Source organism: Bacillus sp. AR13-1, assembly GCF_008042285.1.
GTDB lineage: Bacteria > Bacillota > Bacilli > Bacillales > Bacillaceae_G > Bacillus_A > Bacillus_A mycoides.
Genome location: NZ_QNUA01000023.1, coordinates 1 through 26,610, shown reverse-complemented (window position 1 = coordinate 26,610; position 26,610 = coordinate 1). Strand labels below are relative to the sequence as shown.

Below are 26,610 nucleotides of genomic sequence, written 5' to 3'. Positions count from 1 at the left end.
ACCCTCCTTACGTAATAGAACGAATGCGCGGATCAACAATACGATGAATGATATCTGTAATAAAAATACATACAATTAATAGCGCACTATAGAAAATGGTTGTTCCCATAATCACCGGATAATCTCGGTTGAAAATACTGTCTACAAAATATTTTCCTAAACCAGGAATTGAAAAGATTTTTTCAATAACGAAAGTCCCTGTTAAAAGTCCAGCCATTAATGGGCCAACAAATGTAAGTACCGGAACAATCGCATTTCGAAGAGCATGTCTTATAATGATTTTCTTAATTGGTATACCTTTCGCTCTCGCTAGCTTAATATAATCACTCTGCAACACTTCAATCATATTAGAGCGAACAAATCTTGTAATAACTGCAATTGGTCCTAACGCTAATGCGAAGGAGGGTAATACAGTATGCTCAAATGTTCCCCAAGACGCCACTGGAAGTATTTCAAATTGTATGGCGAATACTTGTATAAATAGCGGTGCTAAAATAAAACTAGGAATAGAAATACCGAGAATCGCAAGCAAGCTCACACTATAATCAATCACTTTCCCATGATATAGCGCGGCAAATGTACCTGCGGCAATTCCGACTAACAATGAAATAACAAGTGCTTGTAAACCAATAATTGCCGATGGTCCAAAACCAGTTGTTATAATTTCCGATACACCTTGACCTGTCGATTGAACAGATTCGCCAAAATCAAAATGAACTACCCCATCCAAATAAGCAACATACTGATTCCATAACGGTTCATCAAGGTGATACTTCGCTCTCATGTTTTGTATTACTTCTTCAGGAAAGATTTTCGCATCTGATGAAAACGGATCACCTGGAATAATATGCATAATTAAAAATGTTACTGTCGTAATGACCCATAGCGTGAATACCATAACCGATAGTTTTTTAATAACATACACTTCAATAACCCCCTAAACAAATGAATTTACTTTGTTTTATTGACATATTTGTTGCCATTACTCCTTCTCTACTTCTTAAAACACAAAAAGCCTTGATCTTAAAAAATAAGATCAAGGCTTAATAAACGAAGGCCCATCACTTATCTTTCAAGACTTGCTTGCTGGAATTAGCACGGTGTTCCTGTTACAGAACCCGCTGCTGAGGTGTCATAGGGCCAGTCCCTCTACCTCTCTGGATAAGTAAATTGCTATATTATTATTTGGTTCAAATTGTATATTTTGAATTATAATTCTGAAAAAATGAAAAGTCAATCAAATTGGATATATTTAGAAAAATCAGTTTTTAATAGCGTTATTTCTTAAAATCACTACTTTAGCTTATAATAAAATTAATTACTTTAAAGGAGTTATAAAATGGATCCACTACTTCTGGCTACTATAGGATTGCCATTAACAATCGTCATACTCGTCATCATCGGCTTCTATAAACTCTTCATTAAAAAGAAAAGCATCACTTCTCTTTACACTCCATTCGATAATATTACTGGACAAACAATTTCAGAATTTCACGAAGAACAGAAGATATTAGTATCCGAGGATGAAGACGGAGATGGTAAAAAGAAAAAATAACCTTGCGCATGCGCAAGGTTATTTTTTCGCCTCTGTTTGAAAGCGTTTATAGTATGTCGATGCTGTTGCAAAATTAATTTCTATATCACGAATTAATGATGAATCTTCTTCTTTAGCTAACTTCTGTAATTTTTTCATCGCTTGTTCCGATTCATTCAAGAAACCAACATATACCTCATGTTCTTGCTCTTTCGACTTTGGAACACGAATTTCTTTACGTATATTATCAATATCTTCTAACATGCTCGTTGTTACCTTTTGCACATCTTCTTTATATGTAGCATTCGTTATTTCCTTACCGCCCTTTTCTTTTGCCACTTCAAATAACTGTAACGCCTTATTAATTTCTTTATTTATTTTCGCATCATATTTTTCATGTACTGCGCTGTATTCTTTCATTTCTTCTGTTTGCTCAGTGGATTGCTCTACCTTTTCTTTCGGTTCTTTCGGTTCTTTCGTATCTTTATTTCCATTACATCCTGCTAGAAGGATCATACTTCCCATTACAGCAATACCCAAAACCTTCTTCATCTCGAATTCTCCTTTTATCTACAGCTATTACTCATTATAGTTTCTTTTATCTCCACTTGTTATTATACCGAGAACGCCCCACTTTTTACACTTAAGACGATATCTTAATATACATACCAACATTTTTGTCACAGTATCGTCACTTTATGCAAATAACTTTTGCATCACCTTACTACATCACCTTACAAAACTGTAAGCACACATAGAGAACAAACCATGCTAGACTTACATATGCATAAAGTAAGCGTAGTTCAGTTTGTAAGGAGAATCATCAATGTACAATACAATACCCTTTATGGGCGAAGATATTCGCGTCCTTATTCGCGAAAAGTCACTTCATATTGAAAATACAGAGAGCCTTCGCCGCGTATTAAAGAAGAAGCATGCTCCATTTAAGCTGGCCCAATATTTAAAGCAACAACATATAAATCAATTTCATACTGTGCTAAATATATCCGATAAATCTTTCACAATCGAGATTATCAGTCATGTCTACATTGGAAATTTTGCAGATGTCTTAAAAGAAATTCCACGCATACCGAAGATTGCTCCTATTATCGTTGAGAGGGCATATAGAATTACAGATCATACTGATATTATTGATTGCGGGGAGAAAGAGGTCGACAGTAACCGCTGGGTATGGGATAAACTTGCTTTCTTATATGATGCGATCATGAATAATATGTATAAGTTATTTCAAAGAAATGAAAAAAGAGCTGATTCAACACATGTTTGAATCAGCTCTTTTTTATAAATTAAGCCTCTAAATTTTGTCTTTGTTGCAGTTCAAACTGCTTCTCACTTCTTCTGGCCATAAATAGATAACATAACACAGCACCAATTTCACAAAGCGCTATCACAACCCCCATCGGTAATGCGGTATTGCTTCCGCCAATACCTACTAATGGTGCAACAAGTGCTCCTGAAATGAACTGTAATAAACCTAGTAAAGCTGATGCTGTTCCTGCTGCTTGTTTTTGATTTCTCATCGCTAACGAGAAGCCGGTTGTTGATACAACCCCAACACTTGATACAACAAGAAATAGCGAGCATAAAACACCGATTAGCCCTATTCCTAATACGATTGTAAGTAGTAATGATAGACCGCCAACAGCCGCAATAATAATACCAGCAACAAATAAAGTTTTCTCATTAACTTTCCCTGCTAAACGGCCCGTAACCTGACTAGCAATAATAATACCGATACCGTTAATCGCAAAGAATAAGCTAAATTGCTGTGGTGATGCTCCGTATATGTTCTGCAACACAAACGGTGAACCAGAAATATAAGCAAACATTGCAGCTGTTACTAATCCTTGCGACAATGCATACCCCATAAATAAACGATCTTTCAGAAGCTTTCCGTATGTTGCAAGCGTTCCTGATAATCCACCTGTCTCTCTTTCTTCAGGAGGTAATGTTTCACGTAATACGAAAGTAGCTGATATTAGCATGAATACACTAATTGCTCCAAGAACGATAAAAACGCCGCGCCATGATGTGAACTGTAATAATTGCCCTCCAATAATCGGTGCCAAAATAGGCGCTGCTCCGTTTACTAACATAAGCAGTGAGAAAAACTTCGTCATTTCAGAACCTGAATACATATCACGTACCATTGCACGTGATATAACGATACCAGCAGATCCTGAAGCACCTTGTAAGAAACGTAAAAGCACTAAACTCCAAATCGATGGTGCAACAGCACAAAGTAAAGAAGAAGCAACATAAATAATAAGAGCGATAATAAGAGGTTTGCGTCTTCCGTAAATGTCACTAATTGAACCAATAAATAACTGCCCTACTGAAAGCCCAAGCAGACAAGCAGTTAATGTAAGCTGCGCGAGGGATGCACCCGTTTGTAAATCATCCGTTAACTTTGGTAAAGAAGGCAAATACATATCAATAGATAATGGCCCAATTGCCGTAAGTGTCCCTAATACAAGAATCATCCATAACCTGTTTGTCTTTACAGGTTTATATATTTCGTGATTAACTCCATTCACTTTTTCCATTCACCCTTTCATATAAACACTTAATCGTAACAATTATAGTTACAACATGAATATACGTCAAGTATACCGTATTTTCCTGTTTAATAATGTAAAAAAAGCGATAGAATCTCTATCGCTTTACTTTTTCAAATTACTATTTGTAAATTTAGATACAGATGCCATCATTTCTCCTGTGTCTAAATATGTGATTTGAATTGGATCTCCTACTTCTGTAAACATTGCATATGGGAATTTCTTCGCCGGTACCATGAATACTTTTTGCTCGTTTTCTAATAGTACGTACACAATCGTATTTTCACCTGATTTTTCTTTATACACACGTTGTACAGTACCTTCTTTTTGCGCTTCTTTCCCATTTGAAGTCGGTCTAAATGAATCACCACTTCCGCTCAGCGCATTTTTATAATTCTCAAGTGCTTCTTTTTGCGTTGAACCTGTTGCAAACACTTTTGCATTAGAAGCATATATGACAGTATGAGCACGTACTAATCCTCCGTCATCAATAACAGGTACAATCCAAGAAGGTTTACCGTACACGTTATAAATAACCGGCATCGTTCCGTGCCATTTCTCTCTCTTAAAGGAATTATCCACTACTTCTGTAGCAGCCGAACCATCCATAATTCCCTTTACTTCTTTTCCATTATAGTAATACAACTTACCTGTACGCGCATCAATAAGCGAATAGCCTAGTGCAGAATCTACTCCTTCTTTCGGAGAGGTGAAATCAGTAAAATAATATAACGTTCCATCCTTACCGAAGATTGGTGTAACTCCTTCTTTCGTTCCCCACTCAGTCGGAATCTTCATATCCGTTTGTGAGAATTTTGTATTCCAAAATCCGTGAATATATTTACCAAAATACGTATTTAATGTAGATGCAGTCTCGTGATTTAATACGCCATCAACGAATTTAGGTGCCTTTCCTTTGTCGTATCTTTTCACTTCACCTGTTTGTGCGTCTACTACTACAACACCTTCTACTTCAAATCCAGATCTTCCTGAAATAAATTCACCATACGTCATTGTATAATACGGTTTCCCTTTATCATCAACTTCAAATTTTGGTTTCCCTTTAAAAACTAAATCTGGCTCTGCTTTTCGAACGACACGTTCTAATTTATTACCGAAAAACATGCTTGGCACATATTTCATTTTATAACCAAGGTGCAGTTTCGCTTCCGCATCAGGATTCGTACCTGACATCGTTACGTACCCTGGAATTGTCTCAGCTTTACGTGCTTTAAAAAATCCTGAAACTTCAATTGGTGCTACATATAAGGCCTCGCCATTTACCATTTGTGGCGTTAATTCTCCTAGCTCAAAATAAGCTACTTTCGGAATATCCCCAAATACTTTTTTCATCTTATTCTCCGCTGTCTTTGGCGGCACTGTAAACGGCTGATCATTTTCAGTAAATGGCTCTGAAATATCTTTCTCGATCTTCACAACAGAATCATATTTTTTTTGCGTGATTACTATATCGTGCAAATAACCAAAATAGCCGTAACTTGCGAGTAAAACAAACATTAGAAGTCCCTTTAACGTACCTTCTAATTTCCCTACCTGCTCTTGTGAGAATAAAACAAGCCCAATTAAAATTGCTACTGCAACAGAATAATGAGTAAGAATAGAATCTGCTCGATCATCAATTAGCCAGAAATATTCATAGATTGCAATACCTATCCAAAATAAAACAGGAATAACTAAAATAGATGATTTCTTACCCTTTACAACTTTCTCATTTCCTCCTTTATCCACCGCGCGAATTTTATTACCGCTTCTAGTCCATGGAATCAAAAACAAAGTGAGAATAGCTAAAACTATAAATTTCATCAAAGGCAATGTCCCCTTTTCTTTTGTCTTCTCCATAAGTATAACAAATAAAGGGTAATCAGGTAAAAATGGGAATGGAAATACTTTTAATTACTTATCACCGCGGCTTAATACAAATCCACTAACTACATATAAAACTGAAGCAATGTAAAAAATAGTCCCTATCGTAAAGAAATCCACTAGGTAACCAGTTGCAATTATAGCTACTCCGCCCCCAATTGATGTCCATACATGGTATTTTCCAATTTCGTAACCAGCTTCCTTATGCGCTACCTTTCGTGCTAACGATGTCTTCTCCGTATTACGCTGTACAGCACCTAAAATACCCATTAAAATTTGGAGAATGTATACATGCCAAACTTCTGTTGCAATAGGGAAAAAAAGCATTAATATAGCCATGGACCATGCGTATATAATTAATAACTTTCTATCACCTACCCTATCAGAGATTCTTCCAACTAACGGATATACTAGAGCTGAAGTTAAGGCAAATAAGCCGTACGCCCAGCCAAATTGCGAGAAACTATTTCCTACATTTCGAAGCAATAGTATATAAAAAGGAAATACCATACTACCCGCCATCATAATAATGCTTTGTGAGGCTACAAATCTTCTATATGTCATTTGCTATACTCCTTATAAAATAAATTCACAAACCTTTCCTCTGGGTCTACTTCCTTCTTCTTCTGAAGGAATTCTTCTATGCGAGGATACGCTTTCTTTAGTTGCTCCTTTTCCGGATAAGAATAATACGGTAAATAATAACTTCCATTATGCTTTAACGTAACATCAATCATCTTTTGAATGACCACTTTTGTTTTCTTTATTTCATCTTCAGAACGCCCTTGATTAATTAGAAGCACAAGCGCAAACATATCATCTTTCGCATAAGATAGCACCGCATTCTCATTCTTTTCTACATAGCGGATTGTAATGTTAAGAAGGTTTAATTCCTCTTCATTTAAAACGCTTCGCAAATCATCTATATACGCTGCAAAACCATCTATCGGTACAAAGTACTCTTGTAAAACTTCGGTCAAGTTTGGATTATCGTATTCCATAAAAGTACTATCAGATCTCATTACGTTATTTCGCGTTTCGTACTTACCATCTGTACGTTCAAAATAACTTCTTTGTATGTCCCAAAATGCGCCCTTTCCCCAGTCACTATAACGTGATAACCCGAGCAAAAATTTCGGCGCAGCTATAATATTTTCTTCTTTTAATTTGCTGTACTCTTTCAACTTCTGTTGATCTTCTGCCAGTACATAATCTGTCACATACATCTCTTTTAAAAATGAATTTGGGGCAACAGAAATACGTGCTAAATGCATACGTATATTCTCATCCCTTCGCACTTTATTCTTAAAGTATGAAGAGTATTCTTTATAATCTAGTACTTTCGTATGCGTTTCATACAATTCATCGTTTGTTAACTGTAGCGTCACATCTAAAATCACACCAAATAATCCATATCCCCCAATTACATACGGAAACAAGTCAGCATTTTCTTCTCTATTTACATTACGCACCGTACCATCTGCCATTAACAATCTGAACGACTCTACTGTATCAATCAATGCTTCATGACGAATATCACGCCCATGTACATTTACACTTAATGAACCACCAACAGTAAAAATATTTTGAGATTGCATCACTTGAACTGCAAGACCATATGGATTGATTTTCTTTTGAATGTCATTCCATGTGACACCGCTTTGCACCCTAATCCTCTTCTTCTCCGGATCGAATTCTAATATTTCATTATATCCTTTCATATCAAGCATCGTACCGTTCGGATAATACGTCTGTCCGCCTTGGCTATGTTGCATACCTGCAATAGAAATCTTCTCTCCAGAAACATTTGCATCTTGCACTAACTGTTTTAATGAACGTTCATCCTCAGCATTTTCAACACGTTTAATTTTCGTTGGAAGCAACTTTCCTACATCGCTCATAATAGGATGTTCTAGTTGCTCTTTATATGTATTTATAGATGTCGCAAGCAACACTGTATAAGCTACAATGACCACCGCTATCTTTCTTTTTTTCAAATGACACTCTCCTCTTCCACAGTTTTCCCTCTTCATATTGTACCTATTTTCCTAAGAAGAAAGTATAAAAAAGAGAGGGCACCTTATTTTAGGTCCCCCCTGATCAAAACTGTTACTTTGCTGCCGGCAATTGTATTGGGTCAAACTTTTCGTACGACGTATATTTTGCATTCGTAATAATGTGTGCCTTATCCTTACCATTACTACTCATAATCATATCTATCTTCGCTGATTCATATTTAAAATCTTTTGTAATGATATATTCTGCATCCACTTCTTCTATCTTCGCATTTTGTGCTTGTAACATTTTCTTCTGCGTTTCATCCATGCTAGTTAACATACTTTCTGTTTCTTGCCCTTTTAATGTAAATTTCAGTTTATATTTATCTCCGCTTTTCTCCATCTTCATTTTATCTAAAACTACTGCTGGTACTTCTAAATTATCTATAATATCTTGAGTCGCTTTCATTCCACCAGCGTTTAATTGCTCCTCTGGTACGGTTATAACTTCTCCTGTATTAGGGTTTTTCACCTCACCAGCAACTTTACCATCCACAGTATACACTACAACATCTGTACCAGAAATATTCATTTCAGAACGAGAATTCTTTGTCTTTGGCTCTAATTGCATCTTAGCCTTTAATATATCCATCTCTGTTCCCTCAGCTTTTAACCCTACATCATATGTCATCGTTACATTTTCTTCATTTTTAAAAGCTTCGTTCGTTTTCTTGAAAACATCCTTCGCTTCTAATTCCTTTTCTTTTTGCATGGCTTCTTTTTTCGGTTCATCAGTCTTTGTTGTTTTCTCATTGCTACACCCTACCCCTAGACTGATTGCAAGCACTAAACTTGAAATAATAATAGTTTTTTTCATAATATCGCCCCCTTTCCCAAAATAATATCACCTCTTTTCCTACGAAATCTATATAATTTTTAATCTTTATTCGCTATATAGCGACATGTTTAATGAAGGTTTTAAATATGATGTAAATAACAACAACTCATTTCAGGAGGTCATTATGAAGGCGATCATTTGCACACAGTATGGACCACCTAACGTTCTTCAGCTTCAAAATATAGAGAAACCTACACCTAAAAAGAACGAAGTATTAATTAAAATTCACGCAACAAGTGTAACGACTGGAGATTGTAGAATACGCGGCTTTAATAGCCCCCTCTTATTTTGGATTCCTATGAGGATCATATTAGGTTTCAGAAAACCGAGAAAACCTGTACTCGGCGTAGAGTTATCCGGTGAAATCGAAGAAGTAGGAACAGATGTAACTCAATTTAAAAAAGGTGATCCAATTTTTGCATTAACAGAACTAAACCTCGGTGGTTATGCCGAGTACACATGCGTACATGAAAGTGGATTAATAACATTAAAACCTACCAATGTGACGTATGAAGAAGCGGCAGTTATTCCTTTTGGCGGAACTTCAGCATTACATTTCCTGAGAAAGGGCCGTATAAAAAAAGGGCAACAAGTGCTCATATATGGTGCCTCCGGATCAGTAGGAACAGCTGCTGTACAACTTGTTAAATATTTCGGCGCGACCGTTACGGCTGTTTGTAGTAATTCAAATTTTGAACTCGTGCAATCTTTAGGAGCTGATAAAGTAATTGATTATACGAAAGAAGATTTTACTAAGCAAGGCAAATGCTACGATATTATATTTGATGCAGTTGGGAAGTATAAAAAATCCCTTTGTACAAATACATTAACACCCAATGGAAAATATGTATCTGTTAATGGAATGATGGCCAAGGTAAGTAAAGAGGATATGATTCTATTAAAAAAACTAGTCGAAACGGAAAAACTAAAGCCCGTTATTGATAGAACTTACCGATTAGAAGAAATTGCTGAAGCTCATATGTATGTGGAAAAGGGACATAAAAAAGGGAACGTTTCGATTACCTTAAAATAAAATATATTCAGAAAATAATATTGACAATTCTTTTTGTAAGATTTACTATTAGTACCATATTAAAAAACTACATACACATACTCTTATCAAGAGTGGCGGAGGGACTGGCCCGATGATGCCCGGCAACCGAGCTTATAACGTATAAGCTAAGGTGCTAATTCCTGCAGAACGATTTTCGTTTTGGAAGATAAGAGAGGAACCTATTTCGTCTATTCGGCACCTCTCTTATTTTTGAGAGGTGCTTTTTATTTTGGAACGTATATTAAGGGGGAATTATAGATGAAAAAGGTGTTATTAAGTATTGTAAGTGGAGCGGTATTATTGTTAGGTGCATGTGGTGCTAATTCTGATAAAGAGGTAAAAGCATTAGATGAGAAAAAGATTACTGTCGGCGTAACGGGTGGACCGCATGAACAAATTTTTGAAAAGGTAAAAGAAGTGGCAGCAAAAGATGGCCTCCAAATTGATGTAAAGGTATTTAATGATTATGTAGCGCCAAACGTATCTTTAGATGAAAAAAGTCTCGATGTAAACAGCTATCAAACTAAATCTTATTTAGACGTATTTAAAGCTGAACGTAATATGAAATTAACTGAAGTATTTTCCACAGTAACATTCCCTATGGGCATATACTCTAAAAACTTAAAAGATGTAAAAGAATTAAAAGAGGGCGACGCAATTGCTGTCCCAAACGATCCAACAAATGAGCTTCGTGCTTTAAAGCTATTTGAAAAAGCAGGGGTTTTAAAAGTGGATCCAAAAGCTACAGAAAAAGCGACTGCAAAAGATGTAATTGAAAATCCGAAAAATTTAAAGATTGTTGAATTAGAGGCATCTCAATTACCAACGCAGCTAGGTGAAGTGAAGGCAGCTGCAATTAATACAAACTTTGCATTAGGTGCAAAATTAAGTCCAGCAAAAGACTCCATTTTCCGCGAAGGAAAAGATTCACCATATGTGAATTGGGTCGTTGTTCGTACTGAAAATAAAGATGATGCTGTTGTTAATAAATTAAAAAAAGCTTATCAATCTAAAGAAGTAAAAGATTTCATTGAGAAAAAATTCGATGGTTCTGTTTTACCGTCTTGGTAGGAGCTGACTATAATGATTGAATTAAAAAACGTCTCCAAAGTATTTACAACAAAAAAAGGGAATGTTGAGGCTCTTAAATCAACTTCCCTTAAAGTAAAAAAGGGCGAAGTATTTGGAATCATCGGATATAGTGGCGCTGGTAAAAGTACATTAATCCGTTGTGTAAATTTATTAGAAAAACCAACGACAGGAGATATCATTGTAAATGAACAAGAGTTAACAACCTTATCGACAAAAGAACTCGCAAAGGCGAGAAAAAAGATCGGCATGATTTTTCAAGGATTCAATTTACTTAAAACCGTTACCGTTTATGAAAATATCGCACTACCCTTACGTCTATCTGGTCTTCCCAAAAATGAAATTGAAAAAAGGGTAGAAAAGTATTTACGCATTGTTGATCTCTTTAATAAAAAAGATGCCTATCCAAGTGAATTATCTGGTGGTCAAAAACAACGTGTAGCGATCGCTCGCGCACTATCTCATGAGCCTGAAGTTTTATTAAGTGATGAAGCAACGAGCGCATTAGATCCGGAAACGACTGATTCTATTCTTGATTTATTATTAAAGATCAACGAAGAAATCGGAATTACGATTTTGCTAATTACACACGAAATGAATGTCATCCAGCGTATTTGTGACCAAGTTGCTGTAATGGAACATGGATCTGTCGTTGAAAGTGGAACAGTGAAGGACATTTTTACAAATCCACAACATGTAACAACGAAGAAATTTGTAAATAGCGCGTTTGCAGCTAAAATTCCAGAAGAGGTACAGAAAGAACTACAAAGCACCGGGGTAATCGTAACACTTTCATTTATAGGAACCGCTTCAGGAGAACCAGCGTTAGCTGTCGCTACAAAACGTTTCCACGTATATCCTAATATTTTATCAGGCAATATTACACAGTTAAAACATGAGGCATATGGAAAACTGATCGTTCATATGCAAGGTGAAAAAAGTGAAGTACACCGTGCCTTATCATTTTTACAAGAACAAGGGATCATCGTAGAAGGAGGTAGAACAGATTATGGGAAACAAGTCCTTTTTGGATGAGTGGGGTAACGTAATATGGGAAGCAACAATTCAAACATTTCAAATGACATCTATTTCACTACTTATCTCTATTCTTATTGCATTACCACTCGGTGTCACACTTGTTTTAACGAGACCTGGTGGACAGCGAGAAAATAAAATTATCTATCCTATTCTTAATACAGTTATTAATATCATTCGTTCTCTTCCGTTTATCATTCTATTATTCTTCATTTTACCTTTTACAAAGTTTCTAATGGGAACGTCCATTGGCGTGCAAGGTGTTATCGTACCACTTGTTGTCTTCACAGCCCCTTACATTGCCCGTTTAATGGAAACTGCTTTATTAGAAGTGGATCGCGGTGTCATTGAAGCATATCAAGCAATGGGAGTCTCTACTTTAAAAATCATTTGGCACGTTATGGTTAAAGAAGCTCGCCCGTCTCTCGTACTTGGATTAACAATCGCAACGATCGGCTTAATCGGTGCAACAGCAATGGCTGGACTTGTCGGTGCTGGTGGCCTTGGTGATTTAGCATATCGATTCGGACATTTACGCTACGAACCTGAAGTAATGTATGCAACCGTCTTTATTTTGATTATCCTCGTTCAAGGATTACAGTCTTTAGGGAATGGTGTTGCACGAAGATTGAAGAAAGATTAAAAAGAAGGTATCTCATTGAAATGAGATACCTTCTTTTTAATTATAAAATTATCTCTTAAATCCACCTTCTGAATGAATAACTTGCCCTGTAATCCATTCGGCTTCTTCGCTCACTAAAAACTTAATAAGCCTTGCTGCATCCTTTGGCTCACCAATTCTGCCGAAAGGAAACATCGGTCTTAATCCTTGCTTTATCTCCTCAGTCATCCATCCTGTACTAGTTGGACCTGGATTAATTGCATTCACTGTTATCCCTAAATGGGCCACTTCCGCTGACAACGTACTAGTAAGAGCGTCAATTGCTCCCTTCGTTGTTGCATACGCTAATTCTCCTGCCATAGGTCCTTTAAATTGTCCCGACGTCATATTCACAATTCTACCACCAGATTTCTTATCAAAACCTTGGGCAAATTGACTACTTAACAATGTAGTCGCACGAACATTTACCATGTAGTGCTTATCTAGTTCTTCAGCAGTCAAATTAGAGAAATCATTATTTGTAGAATATGCTGCATTATTAATTAATATATGAGGGTACCCTAATTGTTCAGTAACTTTATTTATAAGCTGATTTGATGCATCATTCTGAGTTAGATCTAACTCCATGCTCGATACTTTGACACCGTTTTGTATCAACTTTTCTTTTAATTGTATTTGTTCATTTTTATCAACGCCCCAAGGCATCTCTTTATCGTATTCTGTCCAATACGTAAAAAATATATCGTATCCAGCCTCTGCTAACTCCGTGCAAATAGCTGCTCCTATACCGTCTAGACGACTTACACCTGTAACAACTGCTACTTTATTTTTTAATTGATTCATCATATACTCCTCCAAAGTTAAAGGACGCATATTTTATATAAGAGATATAAATTTCCCCACATAGGCATCTATCCTTACAAAAGGGATGTACAAAACAAATATGCATTCCTTGAATGATTTATAGGTAGCTAAATAAACCCTCACTTACGAGAGAAAAATTCATCTATCTAATTTCTAATCATTACAAGTTCATCCACATATCTATTCTTTGCCTCCTTTTGATATATCTCCATTATTAGTCTACCAAAATAAATGAAATGTTACAAAAAATAAAACAATTACTCCTAACCTATTTTTGTTCACATTTCCTCCATTGTGAATTTATTCACAATGGATATATAATAAACATGTAAATACAATACATTGGAGGGATTTCAATGGTTATCAATTTTTTAAGAACTGATAAACGCGCTACTTTCATATTATTATTTTTACGACTTTACATAGGATATGCATGGCTTGCTGCTGGAATAGGAAAAGTTTTTGGACAATCTTTTGACGCAAGTGGTTTTCTAAAAGGAGCTATTGCTCAAGCATCAGGTGACCACCCTGCAGTACAAGGTTGGTGGGCAGATTTTCTTCAACATTTTGTTCTTCCAAACGCAGACCTATTTAGCTTTTTAGTTCAATGGGGAGAAATTTTAGTAGGGCTAGGTTTGATTTTAGGTGGATTAACAAAAACAGCTGCATTTTTCGGCATCATAATGAACCTTTCATTTTTATTAAGCGGCACTGTTAGTGTAAACCCAAACCTGCTTATTTTAACTATGTTCATTTTAGTTGCAGGACAGAATGCTGGACGTATTGGATTAGATGGTTATGTTTTCCCAAAACTTTTCAAAAAAAATAACCGTGAAGCATATAAATTAAGTAAAACTGCATAAGAATAGTTCATCTTTTAAATATAAATAAGGAAAGAGCCTACATTCAGGCTCTTTTTTCATTTACACCAAAACATTTCACAGTTTGCCTTATCCGCAATGTTAAACTCAATCATATATAACCGAATAAATGTGTACGACTTTATTTCAAGCACCTAAAAAGCTTAAAGACTAAAACAAGCCATTATAAAACCCTAAATTCTTTCATACTTTCTCCAAGAATATAGTGTGAAAACCACATCAAATTCTGCTTCATAATAGCCACATTAATTCCTGGCTGGTCAGAACTATATGCCATTCCTTTAAAAATAATTAATTCTGTATTAACTTCCATATCCCTTAACCCTTGATATAGCTCATATGCATTGGAAGTTGGAATCCTTGCATCCTTTTCGCCATGTTGGATTAAGGTAGGCGTACAGGCTGATTTAATATATGTCATTGGCGATGTTTTTGTATATATATCTGGATCATTCCATGGAGTATTTCCTAAATGCATTTTAATAAAGTAAGGGATATCTGTATTTACATAATGGGTACTCCAGTTAGTAATTCCGCCCCCAACTGAAATAGCTTTAAATTTATTACTAAACGTAGAACAGAAGGCTGATATATATCCTCCGTTACTCCATCCCATAACTCCTACTCTATCTTTATCTACAATCCCTTGCTCAACTAGTTCATCCACTCCAGATATAACATCCTCGTAGTCAGCAATTCCCTGTTTTCTATAGTGGGCTTTTAAGAACTCATTACCATAGCCAGAACTTCCTCTATAGTTTGGCTCTAAAACTATAAAGCCTTTTTCGATAAACTGCTCAATCGGATATTTCTCATTAAAACAGTCTGAGAATATCGGAAAAGATGCCCAAGCTGGTCCACCATGGATTACTACTAATAAAGGATATTTTTTGTTGGCATCAAAATCTACTGGGGTTGATAAAACACCCTCTATTTCAAGACCATCACTACTTTGCCATGAGATTATTTCCCTGTTACTTTTCAGCTTCCCTTTAAAAAAGCTATTTTCATCCGTTATTTTTTTATCGTCTAAATAGATTTCAAAGGTTTCATTTGTTATAGCCTTACTATAGGATATATGATCTCCATCCCTTGTTATAGAAGCATCCATTATAAAGCCATCTACTTTGTCACTTAACATTTCCACAGTGCCATCCTCACATAGCAATCCAATACGATAGTTAGTTTTATCCTGCCATCTAATTAAAATCCCCTTATCTGTCCACTGTAATGGCATAACCGTACTATCAAAGTTTGTTAGAGGCTGAATTACCTCTCCAGTATTCATATCATATATCTCTAATGTACTTTCTTGTATATGGTTTCTATAGTAATCCTTCTCTCTTATGCTTGCTGAGTAACATATTTTGCTGCCCTCAGGAGAAAAGCAAACGCTCCCGCCCAACAACTTATCTACATTCATCTTTTGTAGTTCCTCAGCTTCAACATCTAATATGTATAGATCACCATTCATATGATCGTTTAGGCTTGGTGTAGCCATAAATACAATCTTTGTCCCATCATTTGAAATATCAAAGTTATGTATATAAAAATCCTTACCATCCGTTAGTTGATAAACACCGCTAATCTCACGTTCCTCTTTATCATTTTGTATCCCTTTTTCTATTTCAATGTAATATAAACAATTATTCCGATGTTCCTTACCTGCATGTTGGAAGTCCCCATATAGCTCTTTACGTTTCTTTATTTCCTCACATTCTTTTGACTGTGCAACATAATAAAAACCTTTACCAGTAGGCTCCCATTTGAATGTACTGACCCCTTCTTTCTCATCAGTAATTTGTAACTCACTATAACCATCTATTGACTTAACAAAGATTTGATTTTTCTTATTATCTCCGTCACCAACTGGGCTAAGGTATGCGATATCCCTAGAATCTGGGGACCATAATGGGTGTATACTATCTATATCCCCAGTTGTTAATAGGTAACTCTGCTCCTTATCTTTTTCATATATACATATATGATTCCTATATGTATTGTCTTTCCAGTTAGCTGTCTTCTTAACAAATGCTACGCCTTTGCCGTCATCACTTATATTTGCACCTGATAAGGTTGGTAATGAAATAATCTCTTCTATACTTAAATATGTTTTTTCTTTCACCTTCACTAATAACCCCCCTTGTAATGTCTAGTAATCTAATTTGTTCAATAAAGTGAAACTTTAATCAGTGTTTTTTTCCATCAACGAATATCTGAAATAACAACAGAAAATTCAGTTAAATAAAAGTAGTTCCGTCCCAAATCCGATAAAACCTCATGCTATCTGCCGGTTTTTATACTTTTTAAATCCCACTGACCGATCTAATGAGGGATCATCTTGATTTTCAAGACAAGGCTGATAATCTCTCCCACTGCCAGTTCCTTGCCCCTCTTTAATCCACTTATCGATTTTAGATATTCTTTTTTTCGACACAAAAATGCCCCTTTAGATAATCATATCCAAAGGGGCAAAGCTTCACAACTTTTTTATAAACGTCGTGACTTTATTTTAAATTTACAATAATCTAGTTACTCTACCAATCTCCTACTCAACAGTAACAGACTTAGCTAAGTTACGTGGCTTATCAACGTCACATTCGCGGTGAAGCGCTGCGTAGTATGAGATAAGTTGGAATGGAATAACTGCTACTAGCGGTGCTAGTGCTTCGTGTACAGCTGGTAATACGAAGCTGTCACCTTCCATTTCTAAGCCTTTCATTGAGATGATACATGGGTTAGCTCCGCGTGCTACTACTTCTTTCACGTTACCACGAATTCCAAGGTTTACGTGCTCTTGTGTAGCAAGTGCGATAACTGGTGTACCGTTTTCGATTAAGGCAATTGTACCGTGTTTTAATTCTCCTCCAGCAAATCCTTCTGCTTGGATGTAAGAGATTTCTTTTAGTTTTAACGCACCTTCTAAACCTACGAAGAAGTCTACGCTACGTCCGATGAAGAAGCAGTTACGCGTTGTTGCTAAAAATTGTTTTGCTAATGCGTCCATTTCTTCTTTTTGATCACAAAGTACTACCATTGCATTTGCTACAAGTCCTAATTCATGTGTTAAATCGAAATCAAGAACCTCACCTTTTGCTTTTGCAATGTCAGCCGCTAAGATTGAAAGTACTGCAAGCTGTGCTGTGTATGCTTTCGTCGATGCAACTGCGATTTCTGGTCCTGCATATAAAGGAAGTGTATAATCAGCTTCACGAGAAAGCGTAGAACCAGGTACGTTTGTAATTGTTAATGCTTTATGACCCATTTCATTTGTTTGCACAAGTACTGCACGGCTATCAGCTGTTTCACCACTTTGTGAAATATAAATGAAGAATGGTCTTTCTGTTAATAATGGCATGTTGTAAGAGAATTCACTTGCTACATGTACTTCAACTGGTACTTTCGCAAATTTCTCAATGAATTGCTTTCCAACAAGACCTGCATGATAACTTGTTCCACATGCAATGATGTAAATGCGATCGCTATCTAAAATTGCGTTACGGATATCTTGATCTAATTCAATTTCGCCATTTTCATCTTGGTACTTTTGAATAATATTACGGATTACAAGTGGTTGCTCGTCGATTTCTTTTAGCATGAAATGAGGATACGTTCCTTTTTCAATATCACTTGCGTCTAATTCCGCTGTAAACGGTGCACGTTCAATCGTTTCACCTTGTAAGTTTTTAATTGTAATGCTTTCTTTTGTTACGATTACCATTTCTTTATCCATTAACTCGATAAATTGATCTGTAACTTGCAACATCGCCATAGCGTCGCTTGCAATAACATTAAAGTTATCACCAGCACCTACTAATAGCGGGCTTTTGTTTTTAGCAACATAAATCATGTTTGGATTTTCAGCATCAAGTAGTCCGATTGCGTAAGAACCATGTAAAAGAGATAACGTTTGACGGAACGCGTCTTCTACACTTAGTCCTGTACTTACTTGTTGTTCCATAAGTTGCACGATAATTTCTGTATCTGTTTCACTTACGAACGTTACATCTTGTAAATATTCCTTTTTCACTAACTCATAGTTTTCAATTACACCGTTATGAACTAGTGTAAAGCGTTTTGATGTACTTTGATGCGGATGCGCGTTTAGTTTGCTTGGAACACCGTGTGTAGCCCAGCGTGTGTGACCGATTCCCACGCTTGCTGCTACGTTCTCTTCTACGACTTCGCGAAGTTTTGCAATACGGCCTTTTTCTTTGTATACAACAACACCGTTCTCTGCTTGTACTGCAATACCTGCTGAATCATATCCGCGATATTCTAGCTTTTCTAAACCTTTTAATAAAATTTCCTTTGCATCTTGCTCTCCAATAAATCCTACGATTCCACACATGTTTAGTCGCCGTTACAAATGCTTACACTGCTCTGCGAACATGTAACGACATAGTCCGATACCATTTTTATTTATACTAAAAAACGGATTACATATTGCTAGCCCTGTAAGCTTGTAACGGCTTTCACCTTCCTCTCGATTGGGTTAAAGTCCGTATATACTTATACAGCTAGTATTCATCCGTTCCTCTTCTCTCATCACACTTTCACCTTTGTCCACTAAGTCACCTTAATGTTTTAAGTAAAAGATTGCGGTTGTGATGAACAACCGGGAGTCATCCGCCGAAATCTCGATAAACTCCACCTCGTCAACTACACTACTTGTAGTTCTGGCGCTTTTATAATTTACAATATTTCCTTTGAGAAAAAGAACAAGACCATCGTATAACAAACAATATAAATCGTCAATGAAATTTTTTTCATTATCTATAAAACATATGAAAAAGGAGCACTTCTTGTGCTCCTTTTAAAACAAATTTGGTAAATTATTCAGCTCCAACTTCCGCTTTCACAACTTCTACAATACGATGTACATACCCATCACAAATTTCTTGTGTCGGTGCTTCTGCCATTACACGAATAAGTGGTTCTGTTCCAGATGGACGAACAAGAATACGACCGTCTCCGTTCATTTCTTCCTCTACAACACGAATAATTTCTTTAATTTTCTCGTTTTCTAATGCTAGTTTTTTATCTGTTACACGAACGTTTACTAGTAATTGTGGGAATTTTGTCATCTCGCCTGCAAGCTCAGATAATGGCTTTTTCGTCATTTTCATGATGTTTACAAGTTGAAGTGCACTTAACATTCCATCACCAGTTGTAATGTAATCAAGTAAGATAATATGACCTGATTGTTCTCCGCCCAGGTTATATCCACCACGTTTCATCTCTTCCATTACGTAGCGATCACCAACTGCTGTTTTATCACTTGTAATATTGTTTGCTTCAAGCGCTTTGTAGAAACCTAAGTTACTCATAACTGTTGAAACAACTGTATTATGTTTCAATTGACCAGTTTCTTTCATATACTTCGCGCAAATAAACATAATTTGATCGCCATCAACGATGTTTCCTTTTTCGTCTACTGCGATTAAACGGTCTCCGTCACCATCAAAAGCAAGACCAATGTCAGCACCTTTTTCTTTTACTAATTCAGCTAACACTTCTGGATGCGTAGAACCTACTCCAGCGTTAATATTCATACCGTTCGGTGAAGTTCCCATTGTTGAAATATCAGCTTCTAAATCTGCAAATAAATATGGAGCTAAAGAAGATGTAGCACCATGTGCACAATCTAAAGCAATATGTAAACCAGAGAAATCTTCCTCTACAGTTTGTTTAATGTATTGTAAATATTTTTGTCCACCTTCAAAGTAATCACTCACTTGTCCAAGGTTAGTACCTGTTGGACGTGGTAGCTCATCAACTTCTTTGTCTAATAACGCTTCAATTTCTGCTTCTTGCTCATCTGTTAATTTAAATCCATCTGAACCGAAGAACTTAATTCCATTATCTTGTACTGGGTTATGAGATGCAGAGATCATAACACCTGCTTGCGCCCCTAAAGCTTTTGTTAAATAAGCCACACCTGGTGTAGAAATAACACCAAGGCGCATTACTTCCGCTCCAGTTGATAATAGGCCTGCTACTAAAGCTCCTTCTAGCATATGTCCAGATACACGTGTATCACGGCCAATAATTACTTTTGGACGATCTGTATCTTTTGTTAATACATAGCCGCCAAAACGTCCTATTTTAAAAGCTAATTCAGGTGTTAATTCCTTATTTGCAACCCCGCGTACTCCGTCTGTACCAAAATATTTACCCATTATTATTCGCTCCTTTTTCGTGCTCTTTTTGATTATCTACTGTTGGTTCTTGGCTCGTTTCTTGGCCATTTTCTTTGTCTTTTTCTTTTTCTTTGTCTTTTTCTTTTTCCTGATCCTTTTCTGGATTAGGTTCAGGATTTTTTGGTTTTTCAGTTTGATTTTCTTGATTGTTTTTTGAATCTGGTTGTTCAATATTACCCTGTACTTCTTTATCCGGCTTTTCTTTCTTCACAATTGTGACTTTAGCACTTTTTTGTTTTGCTTCTATCGAAATATTACCAGGACCACTCACTTGAATAGAAACATCTGTCGTCCCCGGAGATACATTTTGCAGATTAATCGCCGCTGTTATTTGAGCAGCTGTTATTTTATCTACTATACTTGCTTCTCCTGAAATATCAACGCTTATCTTTCCATCTTGTGGCGAAAGTAGCTGCGCAGTAACATCATTCGGAATTCCACTTTTTTGAATCGGGATACCATCAATAGTTTTACTTTTCGTTTGTTTTACCTTTTGTACCCCTACGGAAACCTTCACTTGATTTGGTTTTGCACTTGTTACACCTTTTGGCAATAAAACAGAGGCATCGAATGTTGTAGAATCCGTCAATTGACTAAAATCTACCTCGACCCCCTCTATAGATTGTATATTATCCAAAATGTCTTTTGGACCTGCTATCGTTACTTCTCTCGGCTCAACGCTAATATTTGTAACAGTCAATCCTTCTGGCAAACTCCCCTTTTTCGTATACGTCACAGGAACAGTTTTTTCAGTATTATTGGCCGTAGCTTGCGTCGCCACATTCAATGTTACACTAATTTTAGATGGACTCGTTCTTACATTTAAACGTTTTCCTTCTTTATTGTATAATGTAACTTCGGCTGTTTTTGTAACAGTTTTATTAACACCTTTTAAATCAATATACGCCTTAGCAGATGAAATACTTTCGATTTCTTCTTTCGTCCCAACTACCTCAACAGTATCAGGTTTAATGTTTGATTTTTCGAGAGTAGCACCCGCTGGCATCTGATCCTCATTTGATAATTTTAAGTCTACATGAACATATTTTCTCGCTTTTTCATGAAGAGTAACTTTGATTGTTGCTGGTTGGACTGTTCCTTTCACATCATCTGGAAGCCCATTCGCTTTTAAAGAAACTTCATAAGTTCCTTTTTGACTATCTCGCAAATCAACTGATATATCAAATTGTTTTTTTGCTTTTGCTGTAGCAACTGCTGATTTTGGACCTTCCAACTTCACCTTAACTCCACCTGATGGAATACCACTTACAATATATTTCTCTTCATCATACTTCAGGGTAATAGGATAATCAGTTAATGTTTCTTTCGTTTCATTTACGAAAGGTAATATACTCGATGTCGTATTTTTTTCAGTTAAAGTTGCTGACATGAAAAGCATACACGCCAATAGTAATGAGATTCCTTTTAAAAACCAATGATTCTCCATTAACTTATCCATGACGCTTTCTCCTCCAATTCCATAAAGACGAAGAAGTCGTTTTTTCGTTCCCACTAAATTCTGCTAACAACATGTCCTTCAGCTGTTCTGTCTTCAAATCACGATGTAACTTACCGTTTTTCGTTAAAGAAATTTGGCCTGTTTCTTCCGACACAACTACTGTAATACTATCAGTGACTTCACTAACTCCCATTGCAGCGCGATGCCTAGTTCCTAACTCCTTAGAAATAAATGGGCTTTCTGATAACGGAAGGTAACATGCTGCTGCTTTAATTGTACTTCCCTGCATAATTACTGCTCCATCATGAAGAGGGGTATTAGGGATAAAAATATTAATGAGTAATTCCGATGATACATTTGCATTTAGCGGAATACCCGTTTCTACATAATCATCCATCCCAGTCTCTTTTGACAAAGTAATTAGTGCACCAATTCTACGTTTTCCCATATATTCCGTTGCTTTAGCTATCGCTGTTGCAACAATTTCAGGTTCATCTTCCCCCTGATTTCCCACACGCGAAAATAAGCTACCCCGTCCTAGCTGCTCAAGTGCTCTTCTCAATTCTGGCTGGAAGATAATAATAACGGCTAAAAATCCCCACGTTAATACTTGTTCCGTTAGCCAATATAGCGTATGCAATTCAAGTAAAATACTAATCATCCGGACGACAATAATAACTGTAATACCTTTTAAAAGTTGCACAGCCTTCGTGCCCCGAATTATAAGAATTAGCTTATATATAATAAACCATACAACAGCAATATCTAATGCCGTACTAAGATATTTCAAAATGGTCGTATCTTCAAAAGGCATGCTAACCCTTCCTCCTACTTACGAGCAATTCTATCCATATATTGAAATATTATTTTATGCTCTATCTGTATGTATTTCCAACAACTAGTTAATTATACCATACATGAACCAAACGACAATTACAAACGCCCCCCTTTAGCTTAAATTGGTAAGATGTCAAACTTTCTTATCCTACAGTATAATATAAGTCATTATTATACGCCTATTTTCAAATAAAAAAAGCAACTTCTCAGTTGCTTTTCTTACATTTATTTTAGTTTTTCACCGAACAAAGAACCCATTAAAGCAACCGCTGTTGTTGCTGTTCTGTTTCTCTCATCTAAAATCGTATTTACTTCAACAAATTCAGCAGATGTAACAATATCAGCTTCTGCTAACATCTCCATCGCTAAGTGGCTTTCACGATAAGATAGACCACCAATTACAGGTGTTCCAACTCCTGGTGCGTCATGAGGATCAAGCCCATCTAAATCTAATGATAAATGAACACCGTCAGTATGAGATAAATACGCAATTGTTTCTTCCATAACAGCCGTCATACCCATACGATCAATTTCATGCATTGAGAATACTTTAATGCCTTCTTCACGAATAAAGTCCTTTTCTCCTTCATCTAATGCACGTGCACCTATAATTACAACGTTCTCTTTTTTTACTTTCGGGTATGCCCCGTATAAATCTACAAGTGAAGAATGTCCATAACCTAAACTTGCAGCAAGTGACATACCGTGAATATTTCCAGATGGTGATGTTTCTTCTGTATTTAAATCACCGTGTGCATCATACCAAATAACACCTAAATTTTTATAATGTTTCGCCACACCAGCTAGCGTACCGATAGCAATACTATGATCACCGCCTAATACAAGTGGAAAACGACCTTCTTCTATAATATGATCAACCTTAGTCGCTAGTTCATTACATACAGTTGCAACTTGAGTAAGGTTTCGTAACTTTGTATTTTCATCTACTTCTTTTTCTCTCTCTATACATATATCTCCCATATCTTTTACGTCATATCCAATTTGTTCAATTCTTTCAACTACCCCTGCATAACGGATCGCGCTTGGTCCCATATCAACCCCGCGACGCATCTGTCCTAAATCCATTGGAACTCCAATAACTGAGATTTCTTTTTTCATAGATAGTATCCCCCTTTTATGCCTTCACTAAATATTTTAAATCTTTTATATAGTCTGACTCAACTCGACATTTTTCTGCATGGATATACATTTTATTCACTTATATTTACGTTGGACTCCCGATTTTTAAACTATTCTATGTATAAAGTTAACTTAATGAACCAACTAACTTTTCTATCAGCTAATATTTTTATCCGTGCCTTTCTCCATCAATACCTAGAATTACACAAAACATCCTCAAATAACTGAATTAAAAAAACACTTCTACACTTAGAAGCGTTTTTCTGATGCTATTTTCCACACTGCTGCAATATTTCTCGCTGTCATTTCTATATTCTCTTCTGCCCTTTTATATGCCTCTTCTAATGTCATTGGACTTGCTGTAATACTAAATACTGCATCAATTCCCTTTTCATAAACAATTGTATAGTTCGGAGATACAGATCCACCAATAGCAATTACAGGAATATGACGGCATTTCGCCCGCTTCGCGACACCAACAGGAGCTTTTCCATAAGCTGTTTGTTCATCTATCCTTCCCTCACCAGTTACAATAAGATCGGCACCCTCTATAGACTTATCAAAATTTGTATAATCTAATACAATTTCAATCCCTTTTCTTAGCTGTCCCTTTAGTACTGCAACGACAGCGGCTCCCATTCCTCCAGCTGCCCCTGCACCAGGTATTAGGGACACATCAAAAGATACGTACTGTTTAAGTATATTAGCATAATGTTTTAAATTCCCGTCTAGCTCTTTCATCATCTCTACATTCGCACCCTTTTGTCTCCCAAATACAAAAGACGCTCCCTTTGGTCCAACTAATGGATTGTCGACATCACATGCTGCCTCTAGCTTTATATCCTTCAAACGTGTATCCATACGAGAAAGGTTAAGAGCAGTAATCAAATGTAATGTTCCTCCAGAGGGCTCAATTACTTCACCTTTCCTATTAATAAACTCTACGCCTAAAGCAGACAACATACCTGCCCCACCATCATTTGTAGCACTTCCTCCAAGCCCTAAAATAATTTGTTTAGCTCCTTGATCTAATGCATGTAATATCAGTTCACCTGTCCCTTTTGTCGTTGTAATAAGTGGGTTTCTCTTTTCAATTGGAACGTGTTGTAATCCTGATGCTGCCGCCATTTCAATAAATGCTGTCTCCTTATCCTTAGACATACCATAATAGGCTTGCACACTCTCCCCAAGCGGCCCTGTCACATTAAGTGATATAATTCCCCCCATTGTAGCACCAACAAGAGATTCGACCGTTCCTTCACCTCCATCTCCAATTGGTACTTTAACGTACTCTGCTTTAGGAAAAACTGCTGCAAAACCCCTTTCAATAGCTTCACATACCTCTATAGCTTTCAGGCTTTCTTTATATGAATCCGATGCAATGACAACTTTCATAATTATCCCCCCTTATTCAATCCCTTTTTTTCATTTTAAACGATATACGGAAAAGTTTCCTTTTTGAGTGGAATTTAAACACAAAAAAAGCTTACATCATTTGATGTAAGCTTTTCCTATTTATATGGAGCCTAGCGGGATCGAACCGCTGACCTCCTGCGTGCAAGGCAGGCGCTCTCCCAGCTGAGCTAAGGCCCCTTAGTAATTAAGCGGAAGACGGGATTCGAACCCGCGACCCCAACCTTGGCAAGGTTGTATTCTACCACTGAACTACTTCCGCGAAAATGGTGAGCCATGAAGGATTCGAACCTTCGACCCTCTGATTAAAAGTCAGATGCTCTACCAACTGAGCTAATGGCTCGTAAATGGCTGGGCTAGCTGGATTCGAACCAGCGCATGACGGAGTCAAAGTCCGTTGCCTTACCGCTTGGCTATAGCCCATTAATATTTACTAGTATGGTTATCTTTTCAAAAAAATAAACCCTCTCAGGTTATTTTAAAGAAAATGGTGGAGGGGGGCAGATTCGAACTGCCGAACCCAAAGGAGCGGATTTACAGTCCGCCGCGTTTAGCCACTTCGCTACCCCTCCGACATTTAAAAATATATGGTGGAGGATGACGGGATCGAACCGCCGACCCCCTGCTTGTAAGGCAGGTGCTCTCCCAGCTGAGCTAATCCTCCAAAAGTGGTGACCCGTACGGGATTCGAACCCGTGTTACCGCCGTGAAAGGGCGGTGTCTTAACCACTTGACCAACGGGCCAAAAAAAACAAAACTTTTCCCAAGCTTCCAACCGGGCTTGAACCGGTGACCTCTTCCTTACCATGGAAGTACTCTACCAGCTGAGCTATGGAAGCATAATGGCTCCGCAGGTAGGAATCGAACCTACGACCGATCGGTTAACAGCCGATAGCTCTACCGCTGAGCTACTGCGGAATAATATAAGCCTGGCAACGTCCTACTCTCACAGGGACAAGGTCCCAACTACCATCGGCGCTAGAGAGCTTAACTTCCGTGTTCGGTATGGGAACGGGTGTGACCTCTCTGCCATCATTACCAGACTTTTAACATTATACACATTCTTTTGAGAATGTCCAAAGGAATTTTAAATATATATTCCTTCAAAACTAGATAACATT

At 36.8% G+C, this 26,610-nt stretch carries 22 protein-coding genes, 9 tRNA genes, 1 rRNA gene, 1 pseudogene and 2 riboswitches; of the genes and pseudogenes, 7 read left to right on the top strand and 26 right to left on the bottom strand.

The features are described 5' to 3' along the window. Window positions 1-7: 7 nt before the first annotated feature. Window positions 8-925 (bottom strand): ABC transporter permease, encoded by a 918-nt coding sequence (locus tag DN408_RS18290; RefSeq protein ID WP_147740282.1) that lies wholly within the window; start codon window positions 923-925, stop codon window positions 8-10. A gap of 137 nt (window positions 926-1,062) precedes the next feature. Continuing rightward, window positions 1,063-1,168, bottom strand: a riboswitch (SAM riboswitch). 171 nt (window positions 1,169-1,339) lie between these two features. On the opposite strand from DN408_RS18290, the gene DN408_RS18285 reads away from it, so the two are divergent. After that, entirely contained in the window at window positions 1,340-1,555 is a 216-nt protein-coding gene (locus DN408_RS18285) for a DUF3951 domain-containing protein (RefSeq protein WP_002169316.1), read from the top strand. An 18-nt stretch (window positions 1,556-1,573) separates the two neighbouring features. Here DN408_RS18285 and DN408_RS18280 read toward each other — a convergent pair whose 3' ends face one another. Beyond that, entirely contained in the window at window positions 1,574-2,086 is a 513-nt protein-coding gene (locus tag DN408_RS18280; RefSeq protein ID WP_002187529.1) for a hypothetical protein, read from the bottom strand. A gap of 274 nt (window positions 2,087-2,360) precedes the next feature. On the opposite strand from DN408_RS18280, the gene DN408_RS18275 reads away from it, so the two are divergent. Then, window positions 2,361-2,822: a hypothetical protein gene (locus DN408_RS18275; protein WP_147740281.1), complete on the top strand. Its 462-nt coding sequence runs from the start codon at window positions 2,361-2,363 to the stop codon at window positions 2,820-2,822. Between the two features lie 19 nt (window positions 2,823-2,841). On the opposite strand, the gene DN408_RS18270 is transcribed toward DN408_RS18275, so the two are convergent. The 5 genes from DN408_RS18270 to DN408_RS18250 form a co-directional block, all read right to left on the bottom strand. Beyond that, entirely contained in the window at window positions 2,842-4,101 is a 1,260-nt protein-coding gene (locus DN408_RS18270; protein WP_003186924.1) for a multidrug effflux MFS transporter, read from the bottom strand. 117 nt (window positions 4,102-4,218) lie between these two features. Then, a complete protein-coding gene (locus DN408_RS18265; protein ID WP_033709756.1) occupies window positions 4,219-5,937 on the bottom strand; it encodes a DUF3981 domain-containing protein in 1,719 nt (572 codons plus the stop codon). Window positions 5,938-6,027: 90 nt separating this feature from the next. Beyond that, window positions 6,028-6,561: an MFS transporter gene (locus DN408_RS18260; RefSeq protein ID WP_002091456.1), complete on the bottom strand. Its 534-nt coding sequence runs from the start codon at window positions 6,559-6,561 to the stop codon at window positions 6,028-6,030. After that, complete coding sequence (locus DN408_RS18255; RefSeq protein ID WP_002167147.1) at window positions 6,558-7,994, bottom strand: FAD-binding oxidoreductase; 1,437 nt, start codon at window positions 7,992-7,994, stop codon at window positions 6,558-6,560. Before DN408_RS18255 ends, DN408_RS18260 begins: the two co-directional genes overlap by 4 nt. Window positions 7,995-8,106: 112 nt before the next feature. Continuing rightward, window positions 8,107-8,871, bottom strand: a complete 765-nt coding sequence (locus DN408_RS18250) for a DUF6612 family protein (RefSeq protein ID WP_002009840.1) — start codon at window positions 8,869-8,871, stop codon at window positions 8,107-8,109. 145 nt (window positions 8,872-9,016) lie between these two features. Here DN408_RS18250 and DN408_RS18245 point away from each other — a divergent pair, with 145 nt between their 5' ends. The 4 genes from DN408_RS18245 to DN408_RS18230 all read left to right on the top strand — a co-directional run bounded on the left by DN408_RS18245 (window position 9,017) and on the right by DN408_RS18230 (window position 12,713). Continuing rightward, the gene (locus DN408_RS18245; RefSeq protein ID WP_078178046.1) at window positions 9,017-9,925 is read left to right on the top strand and encodes an NAD(P)-dependent alcohol dehydrogenase; all 909 of its coding nucleotides are present in this window, start codon (window positions 9,017-9,019) and stop codon (window positions 9,923-9,925) included. A gap of 80 nt (window positions 9,926-10,005) precedes the next feature. Continuing rightward, window positions 10,006-10,119, top strand: a riboswitch (SAM riboswitch). Between the two features lie 85 nt (window positions 10,120-10,204). Then, window positions 10,205-11,017, top strand: a complete 813-nt coding sequence (locus tag DN408_RS18240) for a MetQ/NlpA family ABC transporter substrate-binding protein (protein WP_002009844.1) — start codon at window positions 10,205-10,207, stop codon at window positions 11,015-11,017. A gap of 12 nt (window positions 11,018-11,029) precedes the next feature. Further along, window positions 11,030-12,070: a methionine ABC transporter ATP-binding protein gene (locus tag DN408_RS18235; protein ID WP_002124721.1), complete on the top strand. Its 1,041-nt coding sequence runs from the start codon at window positions 11,030-11,032 to the stop codon at window positions 12,068-12,070. Further along, window positions 12,045-12,713: a methionine ABC transporter permease gene (locus DN408_RS18230; protein WP_002124718.1), complete on the top strand. Its 669-nt coding sequence runs from the start codon at window positions 12,045-12,047 to the stop codon at window positions 12,711-12,713. Before DN408_RS18235 ends, DN408_RS18230 begins: the two co-directional genes overlap by 26 nt. A 48-nt stretch (window positions 12,714-12,761) precedes the next feature. Here DN408_RS18230 and DN408_RS18225 read toward each other — a convergent pair whose 3' ends face one another. Next, window positions 12,762-13,538 carry an SDR family oxidoreductase gene (locus DN408_RS18225; protein ID WP_002124715.1) on the bottom strand — a complete coding sequence of 259 codons (777 nt, stop codon included), beginning with the start codon at window positions 13,536-13,538 and terminating at the stop codon, window positions 12,762-12,764. A 374-nt stretch (window positions 13,539-13,912) separates the two neighbouring features. Here DN408_RS18225 and DN408_RS18220 point away from each other — a divergent pair, with 374 nt between their 5' ends. Beyond that, window positions 13,913-14,419, top strand: coding sequence for a DoxX family membrane protein (locus DN408_RS18220; protein ID WP_000236347.1), 507 nt, complete (start codon window positions 13,913-13,915; stop codon window positions 14,417-14,419). Between the two features lie 181 nt (window positions 14,420-14,600). Here DN408_RS18220 and DN408_RS18215 read toward each other — a convergent pair whose 3' ends face one another. The 18 genes and pseudogenes from DN408_RS18215 to rrf all read right to left on the bottom strand — a co-directional run bounded on the left by DN408_RS18215 (window position 14,601) and on the right by rrf (window position 26,532). Continuing rightward, on the bottom strand, window positions 14,601-16,568 hold the full coding sequence (locus DN408_RS18215; protein ID WP_078178045.1) for a S9 family peptidase: 1,968 nt from the start codon (window positions 16,566-16,568) through the stop codon (window positions 14,601-14,603). A 417-nt stretch (window positions 16,569-16,985) separates the two neighbouring features. Next, complete coding sequence (gene glmS / locus DN408_RS18205; protein WP_002091471.1) at window positions 16,986-18,788, bottom strand: glutamine--fructose-6-phosphate transaminase (isomerizing); 1,803 nt, start codon at window positions 18,786-18,788, stop codon at window positions 16,986-16,988. Between the two features lie 12 nt (window positions 18,789-18,800). Further along, a pseudogene (locus DN408_RS18200) lies at window positions 18,801-18,986 on the bottom strand (hypothetical protein). A gap of 286 nt (window positions 18,987-19,272) precedes the next feature. After that, window positions 19,273-20,619 (bottom strand): phosphoglucosamine mutase, encoded by a 1,347-nt coding sequence (glmM, locus tag DN408_RS18195; protein ID WP_002029377.1) that lies wholly within the window; start codon window positions 20,617-20,619, stop codon window positions 19,273-19,275. After that, window positions 20,612-22,099: a CdaR family protein gene (locus DN408_RS18190; RefSeq protein ID WP_002169321.1), complete on the bottom strand. Its 1,488-nt coding sequence runs from the start codon at window positions 22,097-22,099 to the stop codon at window positions 20,612-20,614. Before DN408_RS18190 ends, glmM begins: the two co-directional genes overlap by 8 nt. Then, a complete protein-coding gene (cdaA, locus tag DN408_RS18185; protein ID WP_002124707.1) occupies window positions 22,092-22,913 on the bottom strand; it encodes a diadenylate cyclase CdaA in 822 nt (273 codons plus the stop codon). Before cdaA ends, DN408_RS18190 begins: the two co-directional genes overlap by 8 nt. Before the next feature lie 248 nt (window positions 22,914-23,161). Next, window positions 23,162-24,055, bottom strand: coding sequence for an arginase (rocF, locus tag DN408_RS18180; protein WP_002029355.1), 894 nt, complete (start codon window positions 24,053-24,055; stop codon window positions 23,162-23,164). A gap of 270 nt (window positions 24,056-24,325) precedes the next feature. Next, window positions 24,326-25,471 carry a glycerate kinase gene (locus tag DN408_RS18175; protein ID WP_078178044.1) on the bottom strand — a complete coding sequence of 382 codons (1,146 nt, stop codon included), beginning with the start codon at window positions 25,469-25,471 and terminating at the stop codon, window positions 24,326-24,328. Window positions 25,472-25,596: 125 nt separating this feature from the next. Continuing rightward, window positions 25,597-25,669: transfer RNA gene (locus tag DN408_RS18170), tRNA-Ala, on the bottom strand. 10 nt (window positions 25,670-25,679) lie between these two features. Beyond that, a tRNA-Gly gene (locus DN408_RS18165) sits at window positions 25,680-25,751 on the bottom strand. 5 nt (window positions 25,752-25,756) lie between these two features. Further along, window positions 25,757-25,832, bottom strand: a tRNA-Lys gene (locus DN408_RS18160). Between the two features lie 5 nt (window positions 25,833-25,837). Next, window positions 25,838-25,912: transfer RNA gene (locus DN408_RS18155), tRNA-Gln, on the bottom strand. A gap of 65 nt (window positions 25,913-25,977) precedes the next feature. Further along, a tRNA-Tyr gene (locus DN408_RS18150) sits at window positions 25,978-26,061 on the bottom strand. A 16-nt stretch (window positions 26,062-26,077) separates the two neighbouring features. Beyond that, window positions 26,078-26,153: transfer RNA gene (locus DN408_RS18145), tRNA-Val, on the bottom strand. Window positions 26,154-26,158: 5 nt separating this feature from the next. Then, window positions 26,159-26,233 (bottom strand) — tRNA-Glu (locus tag DN408_RS18140). A gap of 22 nt (window positions 26,234-26,255) precedes the next feature. After that, a tRNA-Thr gene (locus tag DN408_RS18135) sits at window positions 26,256-26,328 on the bottom strand. A 4-nt stretch (window positions 26,329-26,332) separates the two neighbouring features. Further along, window positions 26,333-26,407: transfer RNA gene (locus tag DN408_RS18130), tRNA-Asn, on the bottom strand. Window positions 26,408-26,416: 9 nt separating this feature from the next. Further along, window positions 26,417-26,532: ribosomal RNA gene (rrf, locus tag DN408_RS18125) — 5S ribosomal RNA — on the bottom strand. Between the last annotated feature and the right edge of the window lie 78 nt (window positions 26,533-26,610).

Bases quoted from the DNA above. Each gene is read 5' to 3' on its own strand.
- DN408_RS18285 (WP_002169316.1), top strand. From the start codon at position 1,340: ATGGATCCACTACTTCTGGCTACTATAGGATTGCCATTAACAATCGTC.
- DN408_RS18280 (WP_002187529.1), bottom strand. From the start codon at position 2,086: ATGAAGAAGGTTTTGGGTATTGCTGTAATGGGAAGTATGATCCTTCTA.
- DN408_RS18275 (WP_147740281.1), top strand. From the start codon at position 2,361: ATGTACAATACAATACCCTTTATGGGCGAAGATATTCGCGTCCTTATT.
- DN408_RS18270 (WP_003186924.1), bottom strand. From the start codon at position 4,101: ATGGAAAAAGTGAATGGAGTTAATCACGAAATATATAAACCTGTAAAG.
- DN408_RS18265 (WP_033709756.1), bottom strand. From the start codon at position 5,937: ATGAAATTTATAGTTTTAGCTATTCTCACTTTGTTTTTGATTCCATGG.
- DN408_RS18260 (WP_002091456.1), bottom strand. From the start codon at position 6,561: ATGACATATAGAAGATTTGTAGCCTCACAAAGCATTATTATGATGGCG.
- DN408_RS18250 (WP_002009840.1), bottom strand. From the start codon at position 8,871: ATGAAAAAAACTATTATTATTTCAAGTTTAGTGCTTGCAATCAGTCTA.
- DN408_RS18245 (WP_078178046.1), top strand. From the start codon at position 9,017: ATGAAGGCGATCATTTGCACACAGTATGGACCACCTAACGTTCTTCAG.
- DN408_RS18240 (WP_002009844.1), top strand. From the start codon at position 10,205: ATGAAAAAGGTGTTATTAAGTATTGTAAGTGGAGCGGTATTATTGTTA.
- DN408_RS18235 (WP_002124721.1), top strand. From the start codon at position 11,030: ATGATTGAATTAAAAAACGTCTCCAAAGTATTTACAACAAAAAAAGGG.
- DN408_RS18230 (WP_002124718.1), top strand. From the start codon at position 12,045: ATGGGAAACAAGTCCTTTTTGGATGAGTGGGGTAACGTAATATGGGAA.
- DN408_RS18225 (WP_002124715.1), bottom strand. From the start codon at position 13,538: ATGATGAATCAATTAAAAAATAAAGTAGCAGTTGTTACAGGTGTAAGT.
- DN408_RS18220 (WP_000236347.1), top strand. From the start codon at position 13,913: ATGGTTATCAATTTTTTAAGAACTGATAAACGCGCTACTTTCATATTA.
- glmS (WP_002091471.1), bottom strand. From the start codon at position 18,788: ATGTGTGGAATCGTAGGATTTATTGGAGAGCAAGATGCAAAGGAAATT.
- glmM (WP_002029377.1), bottom strand. From the start codon at position 20,619: ATGGGTAAATATTTTGGTACAGACGGAGTACGCGGGGTTGCAAATAAG.
- DN408_RS18190 (WP_002169321.1), bottom strand. From the start codon at position 22,099: ATGGATAAGTTAATGGAGAATCATTGGTTTTTAAAAGGAATCTCATTA.
- cdaA (WP_002124707.1), bottom strand. From the start codon at position 22,913: ATGCCTTTTGAAGATACGACCATTTTGAAATATCTTAGTACGGCATTA.
- rocF (WP_002029355.1), bottom strand. From the start codon at position 24,055: ATGAAAAAAGAAATCTCAGTTATTGGAGTTCCAATGGATTTAGGACAG.
- DN408_RS18175 (WP_078178044.1), bottom strand. From the start codon at position 25,471: ATGAAAGTTGTCATTGCATCGGATTCATATAAAGAAAGCCTGAAAGCT.